General features: G+C 62.7%; 21 protein-coding genes. 9 read left to right on the top strand and 12 right to left on the bottom strand.

Annotated elements, in window-relative coordinates; all coding sequences use genetic code 11:
* Positions 1 to 6: 6 nt before the first annotated feature.
* From HYG82_RS33425 to HYG82_RS33415, 3 genes are all read right to left on the bottom strand, one after another.
* Complete coding sequence (locus HYG82_RS33425) at positions 7 to 393, bottom strand: 2Fe-2S iron-sulfur cluster-binding protein (RefSeq protein WP_179261358.1); 387 nt, start codon at positions 391 to 393, stop codon at positions 7 to 9.
* A gap of 25 nt (positions 394 to 418) precedes the next feature.
* On the bottom strand, positions 419 to 1,885 hold the full coding sequence (locus tag HYG82_RS33420) for a selenium-binding protein SBP56-related protein (protein ID WP_179261357.1): 1,467 nt from the start codon (positions 1,883 to 1,885) through the stop codon (positions 419 to 421).
* A 61-nt stretch (positions 1,886 to 1,946) separates the two neighbouring features.
* Positions 1,947 to 2,327 carry a 2Fe-2S iron-sulfur cluster-binding protein gene (locus HYG82_RS33415; protein ID WP_179261356.1) on the bottom strand — a complete coding sequence of 127 codons (381 nt, stop codon included), beginning with the start codon at positions 2,325 to 2,327 and terminating at the stop codon, positions 1,947 to 1,949.
* Positions 2,328 to 2,499: 172 nt separating this feature from the next.
* Between HYG82_RS33415 and rio1 the strand changes: the two genes are divergently transcribed.
* The 6 genes from rio1 to HYG82_RS33385 all read left to right on the top strand — a co-directional run bounded on the left by rio1 (position 2,500) and on the right by HYG82_RS33385 (position 11,526).
* A complete protein-coding gene (gene rio1 / locus HYG82_RS33410; RefSeq protein ID WP_179261355.1) occupies positions 2,500 to 3,375 on the top strand; it encodes a serine/threonine-protein kinase Rio1 in 876 nt (291 codons plus the stop codon).
* A gap of 90 nt (positions 3,376 to 3,465) precedes the next feature.
* Positions 3,466 to 3,969: a metallophosphoesterase gene (locus HYG82_RS33405; protein ID WP_179261354.1), complete on the top strand. Its 504-nt coding sequence runs from the start codon at positions 3,466 to 3,468 to the stop codon at positions 3,967 to 3,969.
* Positions 3,970 to 4,086: 117 nt separating this feature from the next.
* Positions 4,087 to 4,644 (top strand): KH domain-containing protein, encoded by a 558-nt coding sequence (locus HYG82_RS33400; RefSeq protein ID WP_179261353.1) that lies wholly within the window; start codon positions 4,087 to 4,089, stop codon positions 4,642 to 4,644.
* 208 nt (positions 4,645 to 4,852) lie between these two features.
* Entirely contained in the window at positions 4,853 to 6,526 is a 1,674-nt protein-coding gene (gene thsA, locus HYG82_RS33395; RefSeq protein WP_179264497.1) for a thermosome subunit alpha, read from the top strand.
* Positions 6,527 to 7,094: 568 nt separating this feature from the next.
* Positions 7,095 to 10,367: a glycosyl hydrolase gene (locus HYG82_RS33390; protein ID WP_179261352.1), complete on the top strand. Its 3,273-nt coding sequence runs from the start codon at positions 7,095 to 7,097 to the stop codon at positions 10,365 to 10,367.
* Positions 10,368 to 10,533: 166 nt separating this feature from the next.
* Positions 10,534 to 11,526: an ornithine cyclodeaminase family protein gene (locus HYG82_RS33385; protein ID WP_179261351.1), complete on the top strand. Its 993-nt coding sequence runs from the start codon at positions 10,534 to 10,536 to the stop codon at positions 11,524 to 11,526.
* A gap of 476 nt (positions 11,527 to 12,002) precedes the next feature.
* Here the strand turns inward: HYG82_RS33385 and HYG82_RS33380 are convergent, their stop codons facing one another.
* From HYG82_RS33380 to leuS, 4 genes are all read right to left on the bottom strand, one after another.
* Entirely contained in the window at positions 12,003 to 12,779 is a 777-nt protein-coding gene (locus HYG82_RS33380) for a YqjF family protein (RefSeq protein ID WP_179261350.1), read from the bottom strand.
* Between the two features lie 133 nt (positions 12,780 to 12,912).
* Positions 12,913 to 13,677, bottom strand: coding sequence for a bacteriorhodopsin (locus HYG82_RS33375; RefSeq protein ID WP_179261349.1), 765 nt, complete (start codon positions 13,675 to 13,677; stop codon positions 12,913 to 12,915).
* Positions 13,674 to 15,932, bottom strand: a complete 2,259-nt coding sequence (locus tag HYG82_RS33370) for a methyl-accepting chemotaxis protein (RefSeq protein ID WP_179261348.1) — start codon at positions 15,930 to 15,932, stop codon at positions 13,674 to 13,676. The genes HYG82_RS33375 and HYG82_RS33370 overlap by 4 nt, the downstream gene beginning before the upstream one ends.
* Before the next feature lie 352 nt (positions 15,933 to 16,284).
* Positions 16,285 to 18,933: a leucine--tRNA ligase gene (gene leuS, locus HYG82_RS33365; protein ID WP_179261347.1), complete on the bottom strand. Its 2,649-nt coding sequence runs from the start codon at positions 18,931 to 18,933 to the stop codon at positions 16,285 to 16,287.
* 176 nt (positions 18,934 to 19,109) lie between these two features.
* On the opposite strand from leuS, the gene HYG82_RS33360 reads away from it, so the two are divergent.
* On the top strand, positions 19,110 to 19,880 hold the full coding sequence (locus HYG82_RS33360; protein WP_179261346.1) for an SDR family NAD(P)-dependent oxidoreductase: 771 nt from the start codon (positions 19,110 to 19,112) through the stop codon (positions 19,878 to 19,880).
* A gap of 27 nt (positions 19,881 to 19,907) precedes the next feature.
* Here the strand turns inward: HYG82_RS33360 and HYG82_RS33355 are convergent, their stop codons facing one another.
* The 3 genes from HYG82_RS33355 to HYG82_RS33345 all read right to left on the bottom strand — a co-directional run bounded on the left by HYG82_RS33355 (position 19,908) and on the right by HYG82_RS33345 (position 21,898).
* On the bottom strand, positions 19,908 to 20,726 hold the full coding sequence (locus HYG82_RS33355) for a hypothetical protein (RefSeq protein WP_179261345.1): 819 nt from the start codon (positions 20,724 to 20,726) through the stop codon (positions 19,908 to 19,910).
* Between the two features lie 232 nt (positions 20,727 to 20,958).
* Positions 20,959 to 21,378 (bottom strand): Hsp20/alpha crystallin family protein, encoded by a 420-nt coding sequence (locus HYG82_RS33350; RefSeq protein WP_179261344.1) that lies wholly within the window; start codon positions 21,376 to 21,378, stop codon positions 20,959 to 20,961.
* A 64-nt stretch (positions 21,379 to 21,442) separates the two neighbouring features.
* Entirely contained in the window at positions 21,443 to 21,898 is a 456-nt protein-coding gene (locus HYG82_RS33345) for a peroxiredoxin (RefSeq protein ID WP_179261343.1), read from the bottom strand.
* A 210-nt stretch (positions 21,899 to 22,108) separates the two neighbouring features.
* Here HYG82_RS33345 and HYG82_RS33340 point away from each other — a divergent pair, with 210 nt between their 5' ends.
* Entirely contained in the window at positions 22,109 to 22,267 is a 159-nt protein-coding gene (locus tag HYG82_RS33340) for a hypothetical protein (protein ID WP_179261342.1), read from the top strand.
* A 69-nt stretch (positions 22,268 to 22,336) separates the two neighbouring features.
* Here the strand turns inward: HYG82_RS33340 and pheA are convergent, their stop codons facing one another.
* Both pheA and HYG82_RS33330 read right to left on the bottom strand, forming a co-directional pair.
* The gene (gene pheA, locus HYG82_RS33335; protein WP_179261341.1) at positions 22,337 to 23,149 is read right to left on the bottom strand and encodes a prephenate dehydratase; all 813 of its coding nucleotides are present in this window, start codon (positions 23,147 to 23,149) and stop codon (positions 22,337 to 22,339) included.
* Positions 23,150 to 23,453: 304 nt separating this feature from the next.
* Positions 23,454 to 23,762 carry a non-histone chromosomal MC1 family protein gene (locus HYG82_RS33330; protein ID WP_179261340.1) on the bottom strand — a complete coding sequence of 103 codons (309 nt, stop codon included), beginning with the start codon at positions 23,760 to 23,762 and terminating at the stop codon, positions 23,454 to 23,456.
* 238 nt (positions 23,763 to 24,000) lie between these two features.
* Here HYG82_RS33330 and HYG82_RS33325 point away from each other — a divergent pair, with 238 nt between their 5' ends.
* On the top strand, positions 24,001 to 24,198 hold the full coding sequence (locus HYG82_RS33325; protein ID WP_179261339.1) for a hypothetical protein: 198 nt from the start codon (positions 24,001 to 24,003) through the stop codon (positions 24,196 to 24,198).
* The last annotated feature ends 311 nt before the right edge of the window (positions 24,199 to 24,509 follow it).

Genomic DNA, 24,509 nt, shown 5'->3' with positions numbered 1-24,509 from the left:
GCCCCGTCACTTCCACGGATTTTCCACCAGTTCGGCGTGAACGCTCGAGCCGACGGCGATCCGACAGTCGACCCGCGGCGAGGCGATACACAGGAGCACGTAGCCGTCGTCTCGGTGTCGATCCTTCAGGGCCCGCGGTCGTCGACGGTACGCGAACGCGGCTTCGACAGCGCCCGCTCCGCTGTCGCGCCCGGCATCCGCCGGATCTGACTCGTCGACCTCGAGCAGTCGCCCAGTACAGGTCCCGCACGCGCCGGTCCGACAGCCAAACGGCAGCGCGACGTCGACGCGGTCGGCCCCTTCGAGCACCGTCTCATCCTCGCGGATGTCCATCGACCGCGTTCGTCCGTCGGGCCACTCGAGGCGGACGTCGTGGCTCGGTGCCCCGGTCATGTCGCGGGTCGATCGCCGGCACCCATCACTGCCAGACGTCGCTCGTACAGTCGCCGTCGGGCCACCGGATCTCGTGGGCACGGGCCGGCCCCGCCGGGCACTCGCCCCAGTCGACGAGGAAATCCTCGTCGAGCTCGAGGGTGCCCTTTCGGGGATCGACGTCGGCTTTCAACATCACCGACCCCCGCTCGCCCTCCTCGGGGTAGAACTGCTCGTCCCACGAGGAGAACAGCGAGGTCGTCCAGTAGAGGCGCTCGCCGTCGAGCGAGAGCTGTATCATCTGCGGTCCGGCGCTCAGTTTGCGGCCCTGAACTTCCTGTACCTCGCCGAAGGTGCCGCCGACCGAGAGCGAGTCCGCGCGTCGCGGATTCGACGGGTCCGAGACGTCGTACATCCAGATGTCGCCGTGGAGCCAGTTCGAGCCGAACAGGTAGCGGTCGTCCATCGAAATCAGGATGTCGGTCGTCAGGCCGGGAACGGGCATATCCCAGTCTGGGTGCTCGCGGGCTTCGAAGTCGATCACTTTCTCGGCGCGGTATTTCCCTTCCCCGTCCGCGGCTCGCGGTTCGTCACCGCTCGCTTCATCCGCGGCGCTGCGCGCCGCGCTCTCTTCGTCCCGCCAGAAGTGAAAGATGTTCGACGAGAGCGCGGCACCGACGAACCCGTGGGTCGACTCGGGGGTGTGAAGGAACCGAACCTCGAGCGGGATCAGTCCTTCCTCGCCGAGGTCGATCGTCTGCTCGACGGTTCCGGCCTCCCAGTCCCAGAAGTGAAGCTTCCGTCCGTACCTTCCTTCCTCGACGTCGTCGAGGTCGAAGCCCGGGTAGTAGGTCTTCGGCGCGGCCCACTCGCTGGACACCATCACGTTCTGGCGCGGCTGGTACCAGTAATCGTAGTTCATCTCGATCTCGCCCGGCGGTTCCCATCGTCCCTCGATCTCGAAGTCCTCGTTCAGCTCGAGGAACCCGCCCGGAAGCTCGCCGTCGGCGTCGCCGAGCATGCTGATCAGTATCTGTCCGTCCGGGATACAGTGGACGGTATGCGGGGCGGAGAGGTCGTACTCGTAGACGTCTTCGGGTTCGATCACGGAGACCAGTTCGGGATTCCGCCGCTCTTTCGTATCGACTACGTGAATCCGCGAGGAGCGCTGGCCGGGGACGATCAGGTGTCGCCGCTCGAGGCCCTCGACGTGGCACGACGACGAACAGGCGTTCCACCCGAAATGGTGGAGTTCGTCCCCCCGGTTTGGCAGTTCGATGCGGTCGACGATTTTGCAGTACGTGTCCGAATCGGGATCGATGTCGACGACCGCCACGAAATCCGGCGCGTCGACGTCCGTGCCGACGTAGAGGCTCATCACGTAGGCCAGTTTTTCTCGATCGCTTTCCTCGATGGCGGCCTGTGGCGTCGCGTAGCCGGGTCCCTCAGCATGGTGGCTGTGCTCGTGTTCGTGGTCCGGCTCGACGTCGTCAGGTATGCTAGCGTCACTCATGGTTCTCCCGACCACGAACGAGTAAATAAATTTGGTCGGGGTGCCGGGAGCGATCGAGGAATTACGCCCAGGGACTGTCTCCGACTTCGGCGCGGACCCGCGGGCCGACCTCGATGCGGCAGTCTGCTCGCGGGCGAGCAATACAGAGCAGAACGTAGCCGTCCGCCCGTTCGGAATCGGTCAGCGCCGCCGGCGGCCGTCGATAGGTGAACGCGGCCGTCGCGTCGAGTGGCGCTTCCGTCCCGCTCGCGTCGGCGGCGGCCCTCTCGTCCCCGATCCCGGTCAGTCGTCCGACGCAGGTGATACAGGTCCCCTTCCGACAGTCGTAGGGCAACCGAGCGCCCGCTCGCTGGGCCGCCTCGAGCACCGTCTCGTCTTCGGAGACCTCGATCGTTTGAGTTGAGCCGCCGGGCCACTCGAGGGTCACGTCGTGGCGCGTCATCGGTTGTCCGTTGCCGTCGGCGCCCGCAGATGTTCGTCTCCGCTGTTCATAGCAAGTCTTGGATTCGAGCGGGCAAAAAGAGTGGACCTGACCGCTCGCGCGGTCGCTCCTGTCCGGTGTCGATCGAACGATACCCAGTCTTTACCCGCGCCCGACCCATAGACGCGGCCAGATGGGACAGGGAACGGAAACGGAGTTCGGACTGGTCGATCTCGAGGAGGCCGATACACCGGGTGACGAGTGGGAGGAGATCGATGTCTCGGATACCGAAGCAGATCGGATCGCCCGCAAGCGCGACCGAGAGTTCGAACAGTTCGAGGAGCGCATCAAGGACGCCGACCAGTTCAAGGTCGAGCAGTCGGTGTTCGACGACGCGACGTTCGCGGCGCTGTACAAGCTCGTCCAGGACGGCTACGTCGAGGCCTTCGGCGGCCCGCTCTCGACGGGTAAAGAGGCCAACGTCTACCACGCGCTGGGAGACGACCGCGAGGTCGCGGTCAAAGTCTACCGGATCAACGCCTCGAACTTCCGGCAGATGCGCGATTACCTCGAGGGAGACCCGCGCTTCGAGGGACTGGGCGGCAAGAAGAAAGACGTCGTACTGGCCTGGACCAAGAAGGAACTGGCGAACCTCCGGCGCGCACGGAAGGCCGGCGTCCGCGTTCCCGAACCGATCGCCGCCGAGCGCAACGTGCTCGTCATGGAGTACATCGGCAACGAAGACGGTCGTGCGAAGCGACTCGGCGAGGTCCAGATCGAGAACCCCCAGACCGCCTACGAGGTCATGCGCGAGTACATGCGCCGGCTCTACTCAGCCGGCCTGATCCACGGCGACCTGAGCGAGTACAACGTCGTCTTCGACGAGGGCCAACTCGTGCTCATCGACCTCGGGCAGGCCGTCACCGTCCACCATCCCAACAGCCGTGACTTCCTCGAGCGCGATTGTCGGAACGTCGCCTCGTTTTTCTCCCGGCAGGGACTGGACGTCACCGAAGACGACCTGCTCGAGTACGTCTCGAGTCCCGAACCGGACCCGTCTCGAGACTGATCTCGATATCGCTCGCATCGTTTTCCAGCCATCGCAGTCGACCGTTGGTGCTCCCGAACGCCTTAGTGGATCGCCCTCGCGGGAACGAGTATGAACATCGGTATCATCTCGGATACCCACGACAATGCGGCGGCGACCGAACGCGCGATCGAAATTTTCCAGGAGGAAGGGGTCGAGATCGTCATCCACTGCGGCGACTTCGTCGCGCCGCTCGTAGTCCCGTACTTCGACGAGTTCGAACTCCACGGCGTCCTCGGGAACAACGACGGCGACGCCGCCAACCTCCAGGCCGCGTTCGACTCGCTGGGCGGTGAGAGCCAGCTCCACGGCCGCTTTGCCGACCTCGAGTTCGACGGCCTTTCCGTCGCCGTCCTCCACGGCGAGAGCAAAGCGGAGGTCGGAGCGATCGCAGCGGGTGAGACGTACGACTTCGTGTGTTACGGCCACCACCACCAGCGCGAACTATCGGAGGATGGCCGAACGACAGTGGTCAACCCGGGCGCACACTTCCTTGCGAGGTCCGAGGAGGATCGAACGGTTGCGATACTCGATACGCTGTCGGAATCGGTGCGCTTCCGGTCCGTTCAGGACTAGTCTCGTTCGAATTCTGCCGTTCTCCGAGGGGTACCACGGGATGCGCGCGTCGCTTTCGGACCTCACCCGAGGCCTGCGGTCCAAGGTCTTAACCTCACCCAGCCAGTAGCAGTCTGCATGCAGCACGTGAAGATTCCGCAGGACCGCATCGGCGTTCTCATCGGTGAGGGAGGCGAAACGATGCGCGAGATCGAAGCGGAAGCGGAAGTGCGACTCGACATCGACTCGGAGAACGGCTCCGTCGCCGTCGAGACTGTCGGCGATCCCGTCCGCGGCCTCAAGGGACCGGAAATCGTCCGCGCTATCGGGCGCGGGTTCGCTCCCGAGGACGCCCTTCGGTTGCTAGAAGACGACATGATGTTGTTCGACATCGTCGACATCGACGCCGCTTCGAGAAACAAAAACGACATGAAACGAAAGAAGGGCCGGCTCATCGGCGAAGGTGGCCGAACCCGAGAACTGATGGAGGAACTGACCGGCGCAGACGTCGTCATCTACGGCTCGACTCTCGGGATTATCGGTGCGCCACAGGAGGTCGACGCCGTCCGTAACGCTGCGGAGATGCTCTTGGATGGCGCGCCCCACGGTGCCGTCTACTCGTTCCTCGAGGAGAAGCACAACGAGATGAAACATCAGGGAATGGAGTACCACCGATTCTCTGGCAGCCAGTCCTGAACGGTGTGTTTCCACGTATTTCGGCTGTTTCTCCGGTCTTCTCACTTGGCCAGATAGCTGGCGCGGTCCATCTAACTATAAATACTCCGTAAGCGATCGGTTCGGAAACGCCGGACGGGGGTATGATCGAGCATCCGTTTCCAAGGCGTAGCAAAAGAGTTATATAGAATAGCAATCAATCCACCAGTTGACTATGGCTCAACAGCAGATGGGCAACCAGCCCCTCATCGTTCTTTCGGAGGACAGCCAGCGAACCTCTGGCAAAGACGCGCAGTCGATGAACGTTCAGGCCGGGAAGGCCGTCGCCGAATCGGTACGGACGACGCTCGGTCCGAAGGGGATGGACAAGATGCTCGTCGATTCCTCGGGTAACGTCATCGTCACGAACGATGGCGTCACGCTTCTTTCGGAGATGGAAATCGATCACCCCGCGGCCGACATGATCGTCGAAGTCGCGGAAACACAGGAAGACGAGGTCGGCGACGGAACGACCAGCGCCGTCGTCGTTGCCGGTGAACTCCTCAGCCAGGCCGAGGACCTGCTCGACCAGGACATTCACGCGACCACCCTCGCTCAGGGATACCGCGAGGCCGCCGAAGAAGCAACCGAGGCACTCGAGGAGATCGCCATCGACGTCGCCGAAGACGACACGGAAGTCCTCGAACAGATCGCCGCGACGGCGATGACCGGCAAAGGTGCCGAAAGTGCCAAGGATCTGTTGTCGGAACTGGTCGTCGAGGCCGTCCAGGCGGTCGCCGACGACGAGGGCGTCGAGACGGACAATATCAAAGTCGAGAAGGTCGTCGGTGGCTCCATCGAGAATTCCGAACTCGTCGAGGGCGTCATCGTCGACAAAGAGCGCGTCTCCGACAGCATGCCGTACTTCGCCGAGGATGCCTCGGTCGCCATCGTCGACGGGGACCTCGAAATCAAAGAGACGGAGATCGACGCCGAAGTCAACGTTACCGACCCCGACCAGCTCGAGCAGTTCCTCGAACAGGAAGAGGCCCAGCTGCGCGAGATGGCCGAAACGATCGACGACGTCGGTGCAGACGTCGTCTTCGTCGACGGCGGCATCGACGACATGGCCCAACACTACCTCGCACAGGAGGGCATCATCGCAGTCCGGCGCGTCAAGTCCAGCGACCAGTCGCAGCTGGCTCGCGCGACCGGTGCCACACCCGTTTCGACGGTCGACGACCTGTCCGAGGACGACCTCGGGTTCGCCGGTAGCGTCGCCCAGAAGGAGATCGCTGGCGACCAGCGCATCTTCGTCGAAGACGTCGATGACGCCCAGGCAGTCACCCTGATCCTCCGTGGCGGCACCGAACACGTCATCGACGAAGTCGACCGCGCCATCGAGGATTCACTCGGTGTCGTCCGAACGACCATCGAGGACGGCAAAGTTCTCGCCGGCGGTGGCGCACCCGAGATCGACGTCTCGCTCGCGCTCCGTGACTACGCCGACTCCGTCGGCGGTCGCGAACAACTCGCCGTCGAGGCCTTCGCCGACGCACTCGAGGTTATCCCGCGGACGCTGGCCGAGAACGCCGGACTGGACCCAATCGACTCGCTCGTCGAACTCCGCAGCGCTCACGACGGCGGTGACACGGGTGCTGGCCTCGACGCCTACACCGGCGACACGATCGACATGGACGCCGAAGGTGTCTACGAGCCGCTTCGCGTGAAGACCCAGGCCATCGAGTCCGCCACCGAGGCGGCCGTCATGCTGCTGCGCATCGACGACGTCATCGCCGCTGGCGACCTCGCGGTCTCCCACGACGACGACGAAGAAGAGGCGCCCGGCGGCCCCGGCGGCGGCATGGGCGGCATGGGCGGCGGCATGGGCGGTATGGGCGGCGGCATGGGCGGCATGATGTAAAACGAACCGTTCACTTCGGCCGGCGAAGCCGGCCTCGGCAACATTCGATCAAACGCCTCGTCGCGCCCGCTGGTTGCTTGTCAGCCCTTGCGGTGACGACGGAGGCCACCGCTCGAAGTCGGTCCATACTCTTATTTCGCCGTTTTCGTCGTCGCTCTCGAACCCGTTGGTGGAGTCTGCACTCCGCATTTTCCGGTCTCTCCGGAGTGGCTGTGGTTTCGGTTCGGCTTCCTTCGTACCGCACTCCGCTGGTGCTGATTCGAGCGTTCATTTGACTGGCGCTCGACGGACCGCGGCCGTCCCGAACGATTCGGGGTACTCGCCCTGTGCATCCCCAGATCGCCGGAACGTGCCGCTCATGTATATTCCTCCACCGGACAAAATTTTAGTATCCATCATTGTATATTGTGTGGTTACATTGGATAACAATTAGCAAGGGAAACACACACATACTGTATTGATCGACACGACGAAGCGCCGAAGATGGAGTCCGGAGATGGCTCCGTGGACAACTGGGAAGTGGGATGTTACGAGGCGGGGAAGGCGTGGACCTTCAGAGTGACAACAAATGACAGAAGAGCGATCAGACGGCAACGAGCGGAGTATCGAACTATCACGCCGGGACTGTGTGAAAGGAATCGGCCTCGCGGCGGCGATCGGCCTCGCGGCGGACGCCGCGGCGGCCGCGTTTAGCGACCCGGAGGTCGTCCGCGTGGGAGCGGGTAGCTACGCAGCGCGACGGCCCCAGCCCGACAGTTCGGAGTTTACGGAGGACGACCAGCGGTACAAGTACGTCTCGCCGTCGCCGGTCGTCCACGGAACCTACCTGACGGACGATGCACCACCGACGCCGCCGTCGAACACGTGGTGGAGTCACAACTGGTTTACCGGTTCCGGGCACGAACACGGCGGGCCGAACCCGACCGTGGCGCTCCCGTGGTACGTCGAAACTACGGTCGACGGGCTGACGGCGATTTACGCCGACGACTGGCTCACCGATCCCGGCGAGTCGGTGGCGGAGAGAGGCTTCGTCAAACTCGACCATCGTTACACCCCCCGGATCGAACTCGGCCACTCTGCCGGCGGATTCGGCGACTCTCGCGTCGACGACTGGGGCGATTTCCACGCCCGTCTCGCCTGGGGTTCGGACTCGAGTGCGCGCATGGACGTCACCCTCGTCAAGGGGTCGCCGTTTATTTTCGCCGAGTACGGTGGTGGCGACGCCGAGATCCGTTTCGCGGATCTCTCGGGCGGTGTCGCGCGGCCCGAGAACGTCGAGGTCTGGGCAGACCGCGGGAACGTCCTCGGCGTCTCAGTCACCGGGAACGACACGAACTACGACTACGTGCGCCACTTTGGCATCTTCGCACCCGACGACGCGACGTGGGACGGGGTCGGTACCGGCGACCTCTCGAGCAGCCTGGGCTCCGGCGACTACCTCTCTGTTGCACCGTTGCCGAACCGCTCGATCGAGACGCTCGATCGCCTCGAGGACTACGCGTACAACGTCGTTCGCGACACCCGGGTCTCGTACGAGTACGCCCCCACCGACGCGAACGGCGACGTCGTGTCCGAGGTCCGTTCGACGTTCGAGTTCGTCACCGACAACAAACCAGAGAGCCGGGCGACCGGCTCGCTCGCCGGATTGCTTCCCCACCAGTGGAAGCACACCGACGCCGAACTGACCGACCTCGAGTACTGGTCACCGCGCGGGACGCTGAAGGTCCACGCCGGGACGACATTCGAGACGACGAAGACCTATCCGGGGATTCTCCCGCACATGCCCGACGAGGGAACCTACGACAGATCGACGCTCCGGTCCTACGTCGACGTGGAGGAGCGTGCCGATCTCTGGGAACAGGGCGTCGGCAGCGAGTGCAGCACCTACTGGATCGGCAAGGACTTCGATCACCACCTCCGGACGATCCCGATCGCACAGCACGTCGGAGACACGCCGGTGCGTGACCGATCGCTGGACGCGCTTCGAACCCGTCTCGAGGGGTGGTTGACCGTCCAGGATACAAGCTACGGGACGACCGAAGAGGAGGAGGCGTTTACTTACTGGGACGAATTCGGCTCCCTGATCGGCTATCCGGCCGAGTTCTACTCGTCGGATTTCCTCAACGACCACCACCTGCACTACGGCTACTTCGTGAAGGTCGCCGCCGAACTGGCCCGCCACGACGGTGATTTCGTCGACGAGTACGGCGAGATGGTCGACCTGCTCGTCCGGGAGTACGCCAACTGGGAGCGCCCGACCAGCGACAGCATCGACGTGACGACGCCGCGGGAGTCACCTGCAGACGCGTTCCCCCATCTCCGGACCTTCGACGCGTACGAAGGGCACTCGTGGGCGTCGGGCTTCCCGCTCGGCGACGGGGCGAACCAGGAGTCCTCGTCGGAGTCGATGGTCGCCCACGCGTCGGTTATCATGTGGGCCGAACACAGGATGGCGACAGCCGACGGAGACGACGAACGGGCGACCTACCGGGAGATGCGCGACACCGCCATCGTGCTCTACACCGAGGAGATGCACGCGATCTGGGAGTACTGGTTCGATACCGACGACGACTCCCACCCGGACGACTGGGGAGCGAATCTCGCCGAGGACGAGACCGCGGGGGCGACGGGTGCGCCCGACGGACTGCGCTACGACGCCTACGAATACGCCTCCATCATCTGGGGTGACGGCTACCACCGCCAGACCTTCTGGGGCCAGACCACCATGGAGGAGATCTGGGGCATCAACTGGCTCCCGATCGACGGCCACTCGTTCTACCTAAACTGGGACGAAACGTACGCCGACGCCAACTGGAATCGGATGGTCGAGGCCCGCGGCGGCGACACCGACTTCCTCGAGGGATGGCATACCCCCGCGATCGGCTACCGGGCGCTTTCCGATCCCGGCGATGCCGTTGACATCGCAGACACCGAACTGCCGATCGGGCGAAAGTCCGCTTACATCTACCACTGGGTACACAACCTGAACGCGATGGGGACGCCCACACAGGCCGTCGTCGCCGACGTGCCACAGGCGGCCGTCTTCGAAGACTCGAGCGGCGATCGGACGTACGTGGCGTACAACGCCGGTCCGACGGACACGACCGTGGCGTTCTCCGACGGCTACGAACTGGACGTTCCCGCGAACGCGCTGAAGACGTCCACCGGTGACGTAACGTACGGATTGCGGGACGTCGACTCCGAGGACCCGACACAACCCGGCAACACCAGGGGCTCGACACAGCCCGGTGGCTCCGACGATCAGTCGCCACCGGCACCGACGAACCTGTCCGCTCCCGGTACGACTGCGACGACGGTCACCCTCGACTGGGACGCCAGTTCTGCGACGGACGTCGCACACTACGTCGTCTTCGTCGATGGCACCGTCGACCACGAGGTCGCTGCCGGGACGACGGACACGACCGTGGGGGAGCTCTCGGCCGGAATTACCTCCGAGTTCGCCGTTTCGGCGGTCGACGATGCGGGCAACGAGTCCGGCAACGCGGGACCGATCACCGTCACTACGGAAGCATCCGCTGACCCCGGTGACGACGAGGTGTCCGGCGACGGTTGGTCGGCGACGCTCTCCGAGACGAGCGCTACCGAGCTCCGAGTCGAATTCGATCACGATGCCGGCTCGAGCTGGGTCGACCTCCACTACACAGTCACCGATCGGGTCCAGCAGAACGTGCGGATGTTCGACCAGGGTGGTTCCCACACGTACACTGTGGACGGTCTCAGCGTCGGCGATCGCGTTCGCTACTTCTTCACCTACGAAGCAAGCGGGGCGGCGGACACGACGGCTACCTACAGTTACTCGGTATCGCCCGCCGATCACTGAAGCGGTCGCTCCGCCGGTGGGACCCGCTCGAACGGCTATTGTGGGTCACCCGGCGCTTCCGTTCAGCGCTCGTTCCGGACCGACTCCGGTCGTCCCGTTCAATCCCGGAATCGCCTCCACTGCCGATGTACGACGAACTAAGTAGCCGCCCGCAATATTCGCCACTATGAACTCGCTACTTCTGGACAGCGACGACGTCGACGAATACGCACGACTCGACGCCGTCATCGATGCCGTCGAAGAGGCGTTTGCGGCCTTCGAACGCGGAACGACGCAGATGCCCGCGAAATCGTATATCGACCTTCCACAGTACAACGGTGACTTCCGGTCGATGCCCGCCTATCTCGATACGGGAGAGTGGGACGCCGCCGGGCTGAAGTGGGTCAACGTCCACCCGGACAACCCCGCTGACCACGACCTGCCAACCGTCCTGGGAACGATGATCTACTCCGACCCCGAAACCGCGTTCCCGCTGGCGATCATGGACGGCACGTCCCTCACGATGAAACGAACCGGCGCTGCGGCCGCCGTGGCCACGGATTATCTCGCCGTGGCGAACGCGTCGAGCCTCGGTCTCGTCGGGGCCGGCGTTCAGTCCTACACCCAACTCGAGGCGATCAGCGAGGTTCGCCCGATCGAGACCGTCGTCGTCTCGGATCCCGACGAAGAGCGGGTCGAGCGGTTCGTTGCGGCCTTCGAGGATCGATTCGATATCCGCGGCGGCTCCATTTCTGAAGCGGGTCACTGCGACGTACTCTCGACGGTGACGCCGGTCGAGGATCCGATCGTGGGCCTTGAGGACGTCGGCGACCACACCCACGTCAACGCCATCGGTGCCGATGCGGAGGACAAGCACGAACTGGCTGACGAAGTACTCGCAGCGGCGCGGATCGTCATCGACGATCACGAGCAGTGTACCCACTCTGGCGAGATCAACGTCCCCTACAGTGCGGGAACGCTGACGGATGCGGACATTCACGGGGAGATCGGCGAACTGGTCGTGGGGACGAAGGAGGGGCGGACCGACGACCTCGGCATCACTGTTTTCGACTCGACCGGGCTCGCGATACAGGACGTCGCGGCCGCACACGTCGTATACGAAGCCGCTCGAGAGAACGAGGCCGGGTACGATTTCGAAATGATCGATTCCGGCCGATAGCGGGTGAACGCGTACAGTCAGTTGGTAAACGCCGCCTCGTGAACGCAGGCCCGCTACAGCGTATCCAGCTGACTATTTGCCGCTTCGTCCCCGCGGCTCGCTCGATTACATGCCGCGAGTTCCTTCGGTATCATCGACGCCGATTCGGGAGAAAGGGAGACGGGTAGAACGATGGTTCGACCGATGATCGTTCACAACGGCGAGAGTCCGAGATCGAGCCCAGCCGATCAGCGGACCGAATCGGCCACACGAAACTCGAGTTCAGCGACGGCAAACTGCGGTATGAATGCGTTTCTCAGATTCGACGACAGCGTCACGGCGCGGTGCAGTCAGCTGGCTGTATCGGCTGCCGATTCGGTGCCTCACAAAGCATCGTTCTGCCGGACCAGTGCCTGTCCGACGTTTCCGCGAGGAAAAACACACGAACGAACTTCCCGGAATTCGGCCACACGAGACGAAGGCGCAACTGGACAGCGTTAGCCGTGAGAGGAATCCGGCGTACCGGGCCGACGTGGCATCGAGACGGTCATCGACAGTTTGTCTGCATAGTAGAAAATCGGATCGTCGGTCGGCGTCGGCAGCCCGTTGGAATCGAACAGTGTATTCTCCTCGATACTCGCGGTAGCGGGCTGGAGCGGCCACGGTTCGTGTGCGATCTCGACTGCGATAACGCCGCGATCGGTCGACGCGTAGAATCGTCGACGTGCGGTGAGCCAGTAAGCGAGCGTATTCGGTTCGGCAGTGAACGGTTCGCCGTCAGGGCGGTAGGCCGCAGCGAACGTGGCTGGAATGCCACCGTCTCGACCCGTCCGCTCGCTCGAGAATCTAATGTGGTTGCGTTCGGTCGCGCTGACTCGCGTCCGGGCACGGGAAACGGGAAACCGAGCGGCCTGACCGATGGTCGTGGCGATCAGCGAGTTTCCGATATCGATGCTGAAGAAGTAGAGGCCGGGTTCGCCCCGATACCGAACGCGGGTCCTGACGGCGAGTTCGGCGAACGCGAACCGCAGTATCGACGGCGTTCCCCGAAACCCGACGTTCGTGAGTACGAACGGGAGGATACTCACCCAGGCGTGGCCGTCCCGCGTCTCGAGGTGCATTTGCCCCGGGATGTGCGGTCGAAGTTCGTCTGGATCGACCGGCCAGTGTGCAAATAACCCATCACGCCAGGTCATCGAAGCGACGTGTGGTACTTTCAATTCCGACCCACCTGTGAACGTCCATCGAGACGAATCCGTGCGTTGTTCGTTCATCCTCTGAATCAACAAATACTGTAGTAAACCGTACGACGTACGAGCGTATAAAATGGATAGTTAGCTGTCAGATCCGGTGGTGATTCTATCGCATAGCGGCGTCGTCCCGACAGCAGGAGAGCGACCGTGGTCGTCAGTCAGCCAGTTCGACCGACGATTCTTCGGATGACTCGAGGGTGACGCCGTCCGACCCGTCGTCGCCCATGTCCCCGGACTCCAACTCCTCGATGAGTTGGCCGGTTGCGCCGGTCGCCCGGAGTACCAGCACGCCGAACCCGATTCGAGTGAGTGCGTCGATATAACTCCCGACGAAGATCCCGCTGAAGGCGTTGAGTAGCCCGAAGCCCTGCCGCGACAGGAGGCCGACGACGAGGTAGGCTCCGAAGAGCAACAACAGCAGGTTCCGCAGTTTGCCATAGAGCAGGACGCGCTCGCCACTTTGATTGCCAGATTGCCGTGTGATCGGCCAGATCAGCCAGTAAGCCAACAGACCCAGGAGAACGAAATTCGCGATGTTAGCGACGTAGACGGTTGGTTCCGTCAGGAAGTATCCGGCGACCGTGGCACTCGTCCAGGAGATCTGGAGGGCATTGAGTGTGATCAGCTGTTTGCGCGATGCACCGGCGACCATACCCGTGATGGTCACCATCATCGGTCCCACGGTGAAGTATTCGATGTACCGGCTCACCTGAACCGGTTGCCCGGTCGGAGTCGTCACGAAAAACTGCTGTGTCGACATTCCGAAGTACGCCAGCGAGAGTATTCCGCATATGATCGGAACCGGGAGATAGTACCGGCGCTTGCCCTCGGGAAACTGGGCGACCCACAACAGGAAGAGTCCGGTCGCCGCTGCCATCACGTAGAACATGATCCGATAGAGCGTCTCCGCGGGTATCATTGCGAATCACCGTCCCATACCGGTGCAGTAGCAGACGGATCGGCCGGCGGCGCCGAGACGGTAAACTCGTCGACGGCATCGGCGAGCACCGTCGCCCGTTCGTCGAGTCGCGTCGCTTCGGTCGAGACGTCGCTGATCGTCGCCGTCGTCTCCTCGGCGGCCGCGGCGACCTGCTGGGCTTGCGATGTCGTCTCGTCGGCGACGCTCGCGACGTCCTGGACGATCGTCGCGAGTTCCTCCGCGGATTCGGCTTGCTCGTCGGTCGCCTGGTCGATCTCTTCGACGCCGGCGGCTACCTGTTCGATTTCCGCTGCGATCCGGTCGAGTTTTCGCGAGAGGTCGTCGACCCCGTCGGTTGCCGACCCGATCATCGTCTCGGTTTCCTCGATTTGCGCTGCGCTTTTCGTCGCCCGCCGTTGTATCGATTCGATCATGGTTTCGACGTCTCCGACCGCCTCTTGAGTTTGGTTTGCGAGTTCTTTGACCTCGTCGGCGACGGCCTGGAAGCCGCCGCTTTCGTTGGAGGCACTCTGGGATCGGGAGGATTCGATGGCCGCGTTCAACGCGAGCATGTTGGTCTGGCCGGCGATTTCGTCGATTAACTCGACGATTTCCTGGATCTGATCTGCCTCCTCGTCGAGCGCTCGGATCGTCTCGGCGACGGATTCCGTCTGTTCGCTGGCGGTGTGCATTTCCGTCCTCGTCTCCTCGGCCGCCCGCCGGCCGTCCGTGGCCAGTTCGTCGACCTGACTCGACTGGTCGGCGATGTTACTCGTTGCCGCCGCGACCTCCTCGACGGTCGCGGACATTTCCTTGACCTCCGTCGTCGCAACGGCCAGGTCGTCCGCCTGCTTTGCTGATCCGTTCGAGATCTCCTGGATCGACGTGGTGACTTCCGCACTCGCCCGCCGAATTTCGTCGGAACTGGTCTGGACTTCGGTGCTCGTGCGGGCGACGTCGGCCGAAATCGCCTTGACCTTCGTGACGGCGTCCTCGAGGTCGTCGATCATCTCGTTGAACGCGGTGGCGATCGACACCAATGCATCGTGGTCGGTTTCGGGTTCGAGTCGGCGCTCGAGGTCGCCGTCGGCACACGCGGACATGACCTCGCTGTACCGTTCGGCTTCGGCGACGAGTTCGCGATTTCGCTGTTCGGTTCGTTGCTGGGCGTCGCGGGCGCGCTGGCGCTGCTCTTCGAGGTCGTCGAGCGTCTGTCTGAGCGAGTCCCGCATCGAGGCGAACGAATTGTACAGGATTCCGACCTCGTCGATCCGGTCGGTCTCGAGTTCGACCGTAAGGTCGCCCTCGCCCATCCGCTCGGCCTTGCTCGCGAGCCGACGGAGGTTCAGGGACATGTTGCCCCCGAGGACGATCCCGACGAGCCCGAGATGAAGGGTGAAGATCAACAGCAAGGCAACTAACGCCGATGAAGCAGCCTTTTGTGGACCGTATACGGTCGACGCGGTATCGTAGGTCGAGACCGTCAGCGAACTGTCGCCGACGTCGATCGTCGCCGCCGTCGCCGCGTATTCCGTGTCGGTCCCATCGGGGACGCCCGTAGCGACGCTGTCCGAGTCCGGAGAGGTTGCAGCTAGAACAGCTTCGTCGCCGACGGGTGCTTCTTCGCCGACCGCGGCGATCGATTCGCTGTCGGCGTTTGTGACGACCGTCCGACTGGATTCGTCAGTTTGTAGCGCTGTCGTGAACCCGTCGATGGGAACGGAGACGACCACGTACCGTTGGCTGCCGTCCCCGCGCTCGACGCCTGTAACGAACGACAAGACCGAGTCGTCGGTCGAGAGCCCCTGATGGACAGGGCCCGGTCCATCTGTTGTGCCTTCGATGCCGGCTGCTTCGAAGAACTCCTGTTCGGTTGCCCCGTCATCGCTGCTCGCGAGAACGGTCCCGTCACCGTCGAGATAGTGGATCGCTGCGATCCGATCTGACCGAGCGGATTGTACGGCCGCGAGCCGCTCTTCTACCTCTGCGGTGCTTCCGTCCTGGAGAGTCCCGTCAGTGGCGAGTCCGGTTGCCGTTTCCGCGTTCGTCGTCAACCAGGCCGCAGCGACGTCACTTCGGTCGTCGGTCTGATCGCTGAAGTGGGCTTCCGCCGCCGGGCCGACGGTACTGGAGACGTAGCCGAAAAAGAGCGCAGCAACGAGAAGCGTCGTCACGGCGACCACCACGAACAGGACTCCTATTTTTACGCTATACGTTTCTCTGAGTCGATCTGGGAGGCGGTCATCTATTGCCATAGTAACATGAATGGTTCATAGGGCGCGAAATTGTCCAATGCCTTCCCACTTATTGCTATTCCATGTACATTGAATGTATCGATTGAATTTATTATGCTGAATGCTACTCATTCGCTATCTCTTACAGGAACACCAGTTCAATACAGTATTCGACCAGTCTGTGGCTCACAGCGGTCATCAGAAAAAACATAAGCAAATATACTACTAATCGGCGGCGAGTCGAGAACGGTCTGTCAATCACGTCTCCCTCGAGTCAGCAAACGGCAGTGGGCAGACCCGGTTGGACCGAATGCGGCCGTCGATCAGACGTCGTCAGGTCGCCGCTCAGGTTCGTCTGGCCGGCGGTGAGACGTCAGTCGTCGATTTCGATCGCCGGACGGCCGGGCTCGGCGTTTGCGAGGACGTCGTCGCCGGCCGCATCGGCGTGAATGACTCTGACGGATGCTTCGAATTCGCGTTCGATCAACCACGCAGCCGATTCGAGGGCAGCGTACTCTTCGTCTGGCTCGAGCGTCATCGACAGGGCCTCGCGCTCGGCCTGGAGATCCTGACCGTAGCTGGCGGCAGCGTCGCCCCGCTCGCGGATGTGTGACTCGCCCATGAGTTCGCCGATCAGGTTGTCGGCGTCGCTCTCGATCGCTATCTCGAGGGCGTCGTATTTCCAGTCGGGAGCGACGACGACGTCGATCGCCGTCGGATCCTCGATTCCGGCGACGTCGACGATATCGCGGATGTCTTCGCGAGTGTTTTCGACCAGTCGGCGACGCTTTTCGACCCGCTCCCGGTCGATTTCGGCGGCCGGCCAGTCGGCCGCGGCGACGAATTCGTCGTGTCCCAGTTCTTCGTACAACTCCTCGGCCAGATGTGGGGCGACCGGCGCGAGCAAGCGGACGACCGCCGACAGCCCACGCTCGTACGTCTCGGCGTGGGGTTCGGCGTAATCGCTGTACTGCCGCAGCGTCCGCGTCAGGTCCTGCGTTTCGCGCAGTGCCTTGTTGAAGGTCAGTTCGTCGTATTCGCCGGTTGCGATGGCGATCGTCGCGTCGATCTCGCTGTCGACGTAGCTTGCGATCGCGTCGTCGTCGCCGTCGGGTTCGTCCGTGACGTACTCCTCGACCATCTCCTGTAACCGGGCTAAAAAGGCATACGTCGACCTCACTCCCTCCTCACTCCAGTCGAAGTCCCGTTCCGGCTGTGCGGCCTGCATCATAAACAGGCGAGCGGTATCCGCCCCGTATTCCTCGACGATCCGCTGTGGAGAGACGACGTTGCCCTTCGATTTGGACATCTTTTCGCCCTCGAGCTGGACCATTCCCTGCGCGAGCAGGTTCGTAAAGGGTTCGCGGTGTTGCAACCCCTCGTGATCGGCCAGCACCTTCGTGAAGAACCGCGAGTAGAGCAGGTGCATTACGGCGTGTTCGATGCCGCCGACGTACTGGTCGACGGGCATCCAGTCGTTGGCCCGCTCGCGACCGAACGGAGCGTCCTCGAGAGACGGGGAGACGTATCGCAGGAAGTACCACGATGAGTCGACGAACGTGTCCATCGTGTCCGTCTCGCGGACGGCGTCGCCGCCGCAGTCGGGACAGGTCGTCCGTTTCCACTCTTCGGCGGCATCCAGCGGGTTCCCGGTCGTGTTGATGAATTCGGGAAGCTCGACTGGCAGGTCTTCTTTCGGAACCATGACGGGACCGCAATCGTCGCAGTGGACGACCGGAATCGGCGTCCCCCAGTATCGCTGCCGGGAAATACCCCAGTCGCGGAGCTGGTACTGCGTCGCCTCCTCGGCGTTTTCGATGTCTTCGGTCAGCCGTGCGCGAGCGGTCTCGCTGTCGAGACCGCTGTACTCGCCGGAGTTGATCAGGACGCCGTCGTCGGTGAAGGCACCCTCGCTTACGTCGGGCGCGGTCGGCGCCTCGTCCCCGTCGGGTTCCGGAGCGATGACGGGTCTGACGTCGATGTCCTTCTTTTCGGCGAAGGCGTGGTCGCGCTCGTCGTGGGCCGGCACGGCCATCAGCGCGCCCGTTCCGACGTCCGAGAGGACGAAGTCGGCGACGTAGACGGGGATTTCCTCGCCTGTGACGGGGTTCGTTGCAGTCAGGTCCGTCTCGACCCCGTTTGGCTCGTCGCCTTCCGGATCGGCCTCGTGGTGAACGAACTCGTGGACCGCATCGTCCGTTTCGGCCAACTCCTCGCTGATCGGGTGGTCCGGCGCGAGCGCGAAGAACGTCGCCCCGAAGATCGTATCGACGCGGGTCGTGAACGCTTCTACCGCCCCGTGGCCGTCGATATCGAATTCGAGCTCCGTCCCGTACTGACGCCCGATCCAGTTGCGCTGCATCTGCCGAACCGAGTTCGGCCATCCCTCGAGGTCATCGATCGCGTCCAACAGTTCGTCGGCGTATTCGGTGATCTTCAGGAACCACTGCTCGAGAACGCGCTGTTCGACGGGAGTGTCACAGCGCCAGCACAGTTCCGCTTCGCCTTCGACCTGTTCGTCGGCGAGGACGGTCTCGCAGTTGGGACACCAGTTGACCTCGGCGTCGCGTCGCTCGACCAGCTCTTCCTCGTAGAAGCGCTCGAACAGCCACTGATTCCACTGATAGTAGTCGGGCGTACACGTGGTGATCTCGCGGTCCCAGTCGTAGCCAAAGCCCATCGCGGTCATCTGGTCGCGCATCGTCTCGATGCAATCGAACGTCCAGTCCCGCGGGTTGGTGTCGCGGTCTTTCGCTGCGTTTTCGGCCGGGAGGCCGAACGCGTCCCACCCCATCGGATGGAGGATATCGTCGCCGCGCATCCGTCGGTAGCGAGCGTACGCGTCCGTGATCGTATAGTTACGGACGTGGCCCATGTGGAGCTTTCCGGACGGGTACGGGTACATCCCGAGAACGTACGTCGGATCGTCCACGTCGTCGGGCGTCCGATAGACGTCTGCGTCGTCCCACGCCTCTTGCCAGCGCCGTTCGACCGTCGCGTGGTCGTATCCCGCGTCGCTCATTTGCTTATATACGTATGGTGGTGACGCCATCCTATACCTTTCCATACCTCTGTCGGGCGATGAGTCGGTTCGGCGGTTCGCGTGCCCCGATTCCGCCGATCCAGCGGGTCGAGACGAGTCCGTGCGACCGGCCCAGTGGTGGGAACTTTTATTCTCGTCTCGTCTGATCACGCTGTATGGTCGCAAATTCTACCGTCTTCGTTACGGGCGCCAGCCAGGGATTGGGCCGCGAAATCGCCGTCACGTTCGCTGATCGGGGCGCCAACGTCGTCCTCGCGGCCCGAAGCGACGGTATCTACGAGACCGAGGAGCTGATCGATGCGCCTGACCGAACGCTTGCACTTGAGACCGACGTGACCGATCCCGAATCGGTCGCCGACGCGATCGACGAAACGGTCGAGACCTTCGGTGGCCTCGATTGCCTCGTGAACAACGCGGGGATCGCCGGTCCCACCGCGCCGGTCGAGGAGACGACCGACGACGAGTGGCTCGAGACGCTGGACGTCAACGTCGTCGGCGTCGCTCGCGTGACCAGACGGGCCGCCCCGCACATCCGCGAGTCGGATCAGGGGAGCATCGTCAACATCTCCTCGATCGGCGGCAAGCGGCCCTACGCGAACCGAACGCCCTACGCCGCATCGAAGATGGGTCTGATCGGGCTTTCCCGCGCGTTGGCGGCCGAGTTCGGCGACGACGACGTAACCGTCAACACGATCTGCCCCGGTCCGGTCGAGGGCGAACGGATCCGGAACGTCTTCGAACGGCAGGCCGAGGAGAACGGCGTTCCCGTCGAGGCCATCGAGGGCGAGGTCCGCGAGAGCCTCATGGTCGACGAACTGGTCCCGCCCGAGGAAGTCGCCGAACTGTGCGTCCACCTCGCCAGCGCCGACTCGCGTCACATCACGGGCCAGGACATCAACGTCTCGTCGGGCGGTGCGTGGTACTAGCGCCGACGCCCGAACCGAGAGACGAATTCACAGGACTCCGAGTATGGCGACGAACGCGCCGAGAACGATGAGTGCACCGCCGACCACCCTGCGCATGTGGACCTCCGAGCGTCCCCGGTCTCGCTGCGCCTCGAGATCCCCAGCCGCGATCACCAGCGGCGTCGCTTCGGTCCCTCGGAGGACGTATCCGTCGACCGTCTCGGTCAGTTCGCCGCGAACCAGCAGTTCGTCGCCGGACCGGACGACGGTGGCCTGATACTTGTCTGGCATGCTGGTCGTCCCGCCGACGCTGATCGTGAACTCCACGTCGCTCAGGACGCCGTCCTCGCTGGCCAATCCGGTCCGCTCGAGGAGTCGATTGACGGGATCGAGTTCGCCGAGATAGACGTCTTCCGCCGGGTCACCGAGATAGCACTGCGACGAGTCGAAGGGGTCGGTCGGGCCGTCGTCCCGCCGGATTGGGAGCGTAGCGGCGTCCACGCGAACGCGGTCCCAACTGTGGTCGATGGCGAACTCGCCGACGGCCAGCTCCCCGTCGACAGTTCGCCATCGTGAACCGCCTCCCTGTCCGCCCGTTCCCTCCTTCTGGCGGACCCGCCATGCCCAGAGTGCGGGCGAGCCGCCCCCGTTCAGATCGAGTGGATTCCGATCCGGCACCGCTGGCTCGGAGACGTACACTGGGCCCCGGATCGTCGTCTCGCGCCCCGGTTCGATTCGGTTGTCACTCTCCGTCTCGAGCTCCTCGATCGTCGTATACCGCTCGTAGACTTCACTCGCCCGTGACAGAACGACCCCACCGAAAAGAACGAAGACCCCTGCGACAACGAGTGCGATCAATTGGGCCATGGGCGAAACGCAATCATCGAGGTATAATATACGCACGAAAGAAGCCGATCGGGACGGCGAACCGGTGGCGCAACTGCGCGAACGTCAGCGGCTGCCGATTCTCCCCGTTCGGTCGGCGAATCGAGTCTCGTCCGGCCGATCCGACGGTCCACGCCGCGTGGCTACACTCGGTCCGGATTCGACCAACTGACGCTGTACATCGTGTCCGACTCGAGCGGCCCGCGGTCGACGGCTACTCGATGTCGATCTGTCGCGATTCCTCGCCGCCCGAGACTTTCGGTAGCCGGACCGTCAGCACGCCGTTTTCGAAGCCGGCGACCACCGCTTCTTCGTCGACGGGTTCGGGCAGGCGGATTCGCCGACTCGCCGACGTTTTGGTTCGCTCGCGACGAAGATACTGCCCTTCCTCGTGGGCTTTGTCGCCCGTCCGGTTCGCCTCGAGGCGGAGCGTTCCCTCCGAGAGCGTCAGGTCGATATCGTCCGTTTCGTATCCCGGCAGATCCGCCGTGACGACGTACTCGTCGCTCGTGTCGGCGACGTTGATCGGGACCGATCCCGGGACCTGTAGGCCGCCGGCGGTCATTCCCTCCTCGACCTGGCGACTGAGTCGGTCGAGCAACTCCTCGATATCGTCGAACGGGTTGGGTCGCATACCGAAGTCTACGGTTCCGACCGGGATAAATTCTGCCTGCAGTGTCACGACAGAAGGGAAGCCACTATTCGGGGAGCGTAACGAGCCCGTCGTCGAGTGCGTCGAGTAGAACGCTACGAGCGTGGCCGTCGGCATCGACGCCTTCGTAAACGGCCTTCACCTCGCCGTCGGCCAGGAGGAACGTCGTCCGCGCCGTCTTGCCGTCCCGTAACTGGACGCCGAAGGTCTCTGCGATTTCCGCGTCGGGATCCGCAAGCAGGTCGAATTCGAGTCCCTCTGCGTCGCAGAACGATCTGTGAGAGTCGACGTCGTCCGTCGAAACGCCGTAGACGTCGACGCCAGCATCCCGATAGGTTTCGCGCTCGCGCTGGAACTGGTTCGCCTCGACCGTACAGCCCGGGGTATCGTCTTTCGGATAGAAGTACAGGACCGTCGGCTCCTCGAACGTGAGGCTGACCGGTTCGCCATCCTGATTCGGCGCAGTCACGCTCGGGGCGTTGTCTCCTGTCTCGAGTGGCATACCGGTGGTACCGCGGGACGGGGAAAACCGTTTATGGTACGGAGACAGTGTCCCCGTCACTCGTTGCACGCCGGCTGATCCCGATCCACGGATAGTTGTTTGCCGATCAAGGCCAACCGTCACGTTCGCTGTAACACCGAATCGATCCGATCGCGGTCATTTCTGCCCGCGTCGGTCGACTTATGCAGGTCACTCCAACTACTATCTCGTATGGTCGATCCAGTTCTTCATACAGGCGCGTCCCATCCCGATCTCCTGTGGATACTCGTTCCGTCGCTTCTCACGTTCGTCGTTGGCCTCGGGGTAGCCGCATACGCGGATCGCATTCGAGCGTGGCTCGGTTTCGAGACCACGACGACGACCGACTAATCACGACGACCGACTAATCACGACGACCGATCGATTGCACATCTCCGACTCCTCGAGCCCTCGCGCGCGCTATTCGACGACGTGTTCGGTATCGTACGACCCCAGACGCCGAACCCAGCCGTTTTCTGCGAGTTCCTCGAGGTCTTCGATCGCCTCCATCGTTCGAGACTCGTAGAGCCCTGCCTCGAAGTCGACGTGGAAGACGTAATCGCCCAGCCGTTGCCCGCTCGGTCGCGACTCGACGCGGGTCAGGTTAATGTCACGGTCTGCGAAGGGCTCGAGCAACTCGAGCAAGAGCCCGGGATAGTTTGCGTTCGGATACACGACCAGCGAGGTTTTCCCACCCCCTTTGGATCGTTCCTCGGCCGGGGCGAGCGCGAAGAAGCGCGTCGCGTTCGAGTCCTGATCCTGGATGTCTTCGGCGAGCATCTCGAGGTCGTCGCCGCCGAGGGCTGGATGGCCGATACCGGCGACTGCGGGGTCTTCGCGAGCGAACTCGACGCCCTTGGCCGTACTCGCGACGGCCTCGAGGGTCGCGTCGGGGTACTCCCGCTCGAGGTACGTCCGACACTGCGCAAGCGCCTGGGAGTGACTGGCGACGGTGTCGAAATCCGGCCCCTGTGCGAACAGCGCGTGCCTGATCGGCGTCACGATTTCGCGGACGACGGCGACGTCGTAGTCCGCGAGCGCGTCGAGGCTCTCTGTGACGCTGCCTTCGATACTGTTTTCGATCGGGATGACGCCTCGATCGTACTCGTCGCTCGCGACGGCATCGACGATCGCCGTGACCGATTGTCGGAAGTCGATCTCGTCGTCGTCGGCGATCGAACTCGTCGCTCTGTGAGAATAGGTTCCTTCGGGACCGAGCGTAACTGCAGCCATTACACGCTCGTAGTCGGCTACGGGTCAAAAGACCGTCGGGTTTCGCGAGACCTGCCAGTCGAATCTCACCCGGTTCCGTCGCTTTCAGCGTGGCCGACCACTCTACACCGTCCCGACGATGGCCATCCGTCTCCAGGTGCTGGGGAACGCGAAGTCTCTGCGTAAAAATCGGGCTTTCAGCGACCGCTCGGCTCGTCCCGACGGACCCGCTGGCTCATCATCGGTACGCGTACGCGACCTGTGGCGGTCGAACGACGCTGCTCACGGCCGGCTCGTACCAGAGAGAGCAACTCACCCGAGCGGGTTACTCGTCTAGGTGTTCGATCCCCTTCTTCGATACGTTTGCTTCCGTGATCTCGTCGGGCATCCAGTCCGGCTTGTCACTCGGTGCAGTCTCTTCCCAGGCCCAGCCATCGTAAATGTGGACCTTGTCTGTCCCCTTCTCTCGCAATTTGAGCTCGACGCGTTCCGCCGACTCCTCGCTCGAGCCCGGCTCGAGCCGTCGTGCCGCTTTGAGCGCTGCTTGTCGGGGCGTGTTGCCCGAGAAGACGCTCGACTCGTCACCGCCCGATTCGCGCAGCGCAAAGTTTCGTTTACCGTCTTCGCGTACCATGATTTTCGCCTCCGTGTCAATTCAACGCATGGTCCGACATAAAGATATCCCCGAAAATCGACCGACTGCGCCGGTATCTTTAAGTCAATTGCGCACACTACATTTCCACACTATCCAACCTTCCGTTTTGTTCGAGAGCGGTGACTATCGTTTACCCGTTCGTGTACCGAGGTTCACTGCTAGGGCGTCGAAAACACTTAAGTATATCCTACGGCGAAGTTCGGGATAGAATCCCGCGATGGTACGGAAAAAGAAGCTGAGTCCAAGCGGTGCGAAAGACGAAGACGGTAACTACCACAACGTCCACCTCAATCTTCACGAGGATGAACTCGCAGTCGCGGGCATGGATATCGGCGACGAGGTTTTCGTCCGAGTTCGGGACGGGAAAATCATCATCCAGAAAGCAGACAAAGAAGAAGTCGAACACGAATTTTAGGCAACTACCGTCGGTTTCGTTGATCGGGCCCGTAGATTCCGTAGTTGCAACGCCATCACCTGGACATCGTTTGTTCTCTGCTTTACCGGTGGTATCCGACTGAACGGTTCTGTCTACTCGAACGATTCTGCCCGATCTTGCGCTCTTCGCTCCTTTTCTCCGTGTCTTTTTTGTCTGTGCTCTCGTGAGACGAACCTTCGTCGTCGAACAGGCTAGAACCGACTGTTTCTCCTACGTAAACATTCGGTTCTCAGCGATATTGTCTCATTCCTTGTTTTATTTATTTAAAATCATTATTGGTCTCAGATGAG

Origin of the sequence: Natrinema halophilum (assembly GCF_013402815.2) — an archaeon.
Taxonomy (GTDB): Archaea; Halobacteriota; Halobacteria; order Halobacteriales; family Natrialbaceae; genus Natrinema; species Natrinema halophilum.
This window is presented reverse-complemented; position numbering and strand designations above follow the sequence as displayed.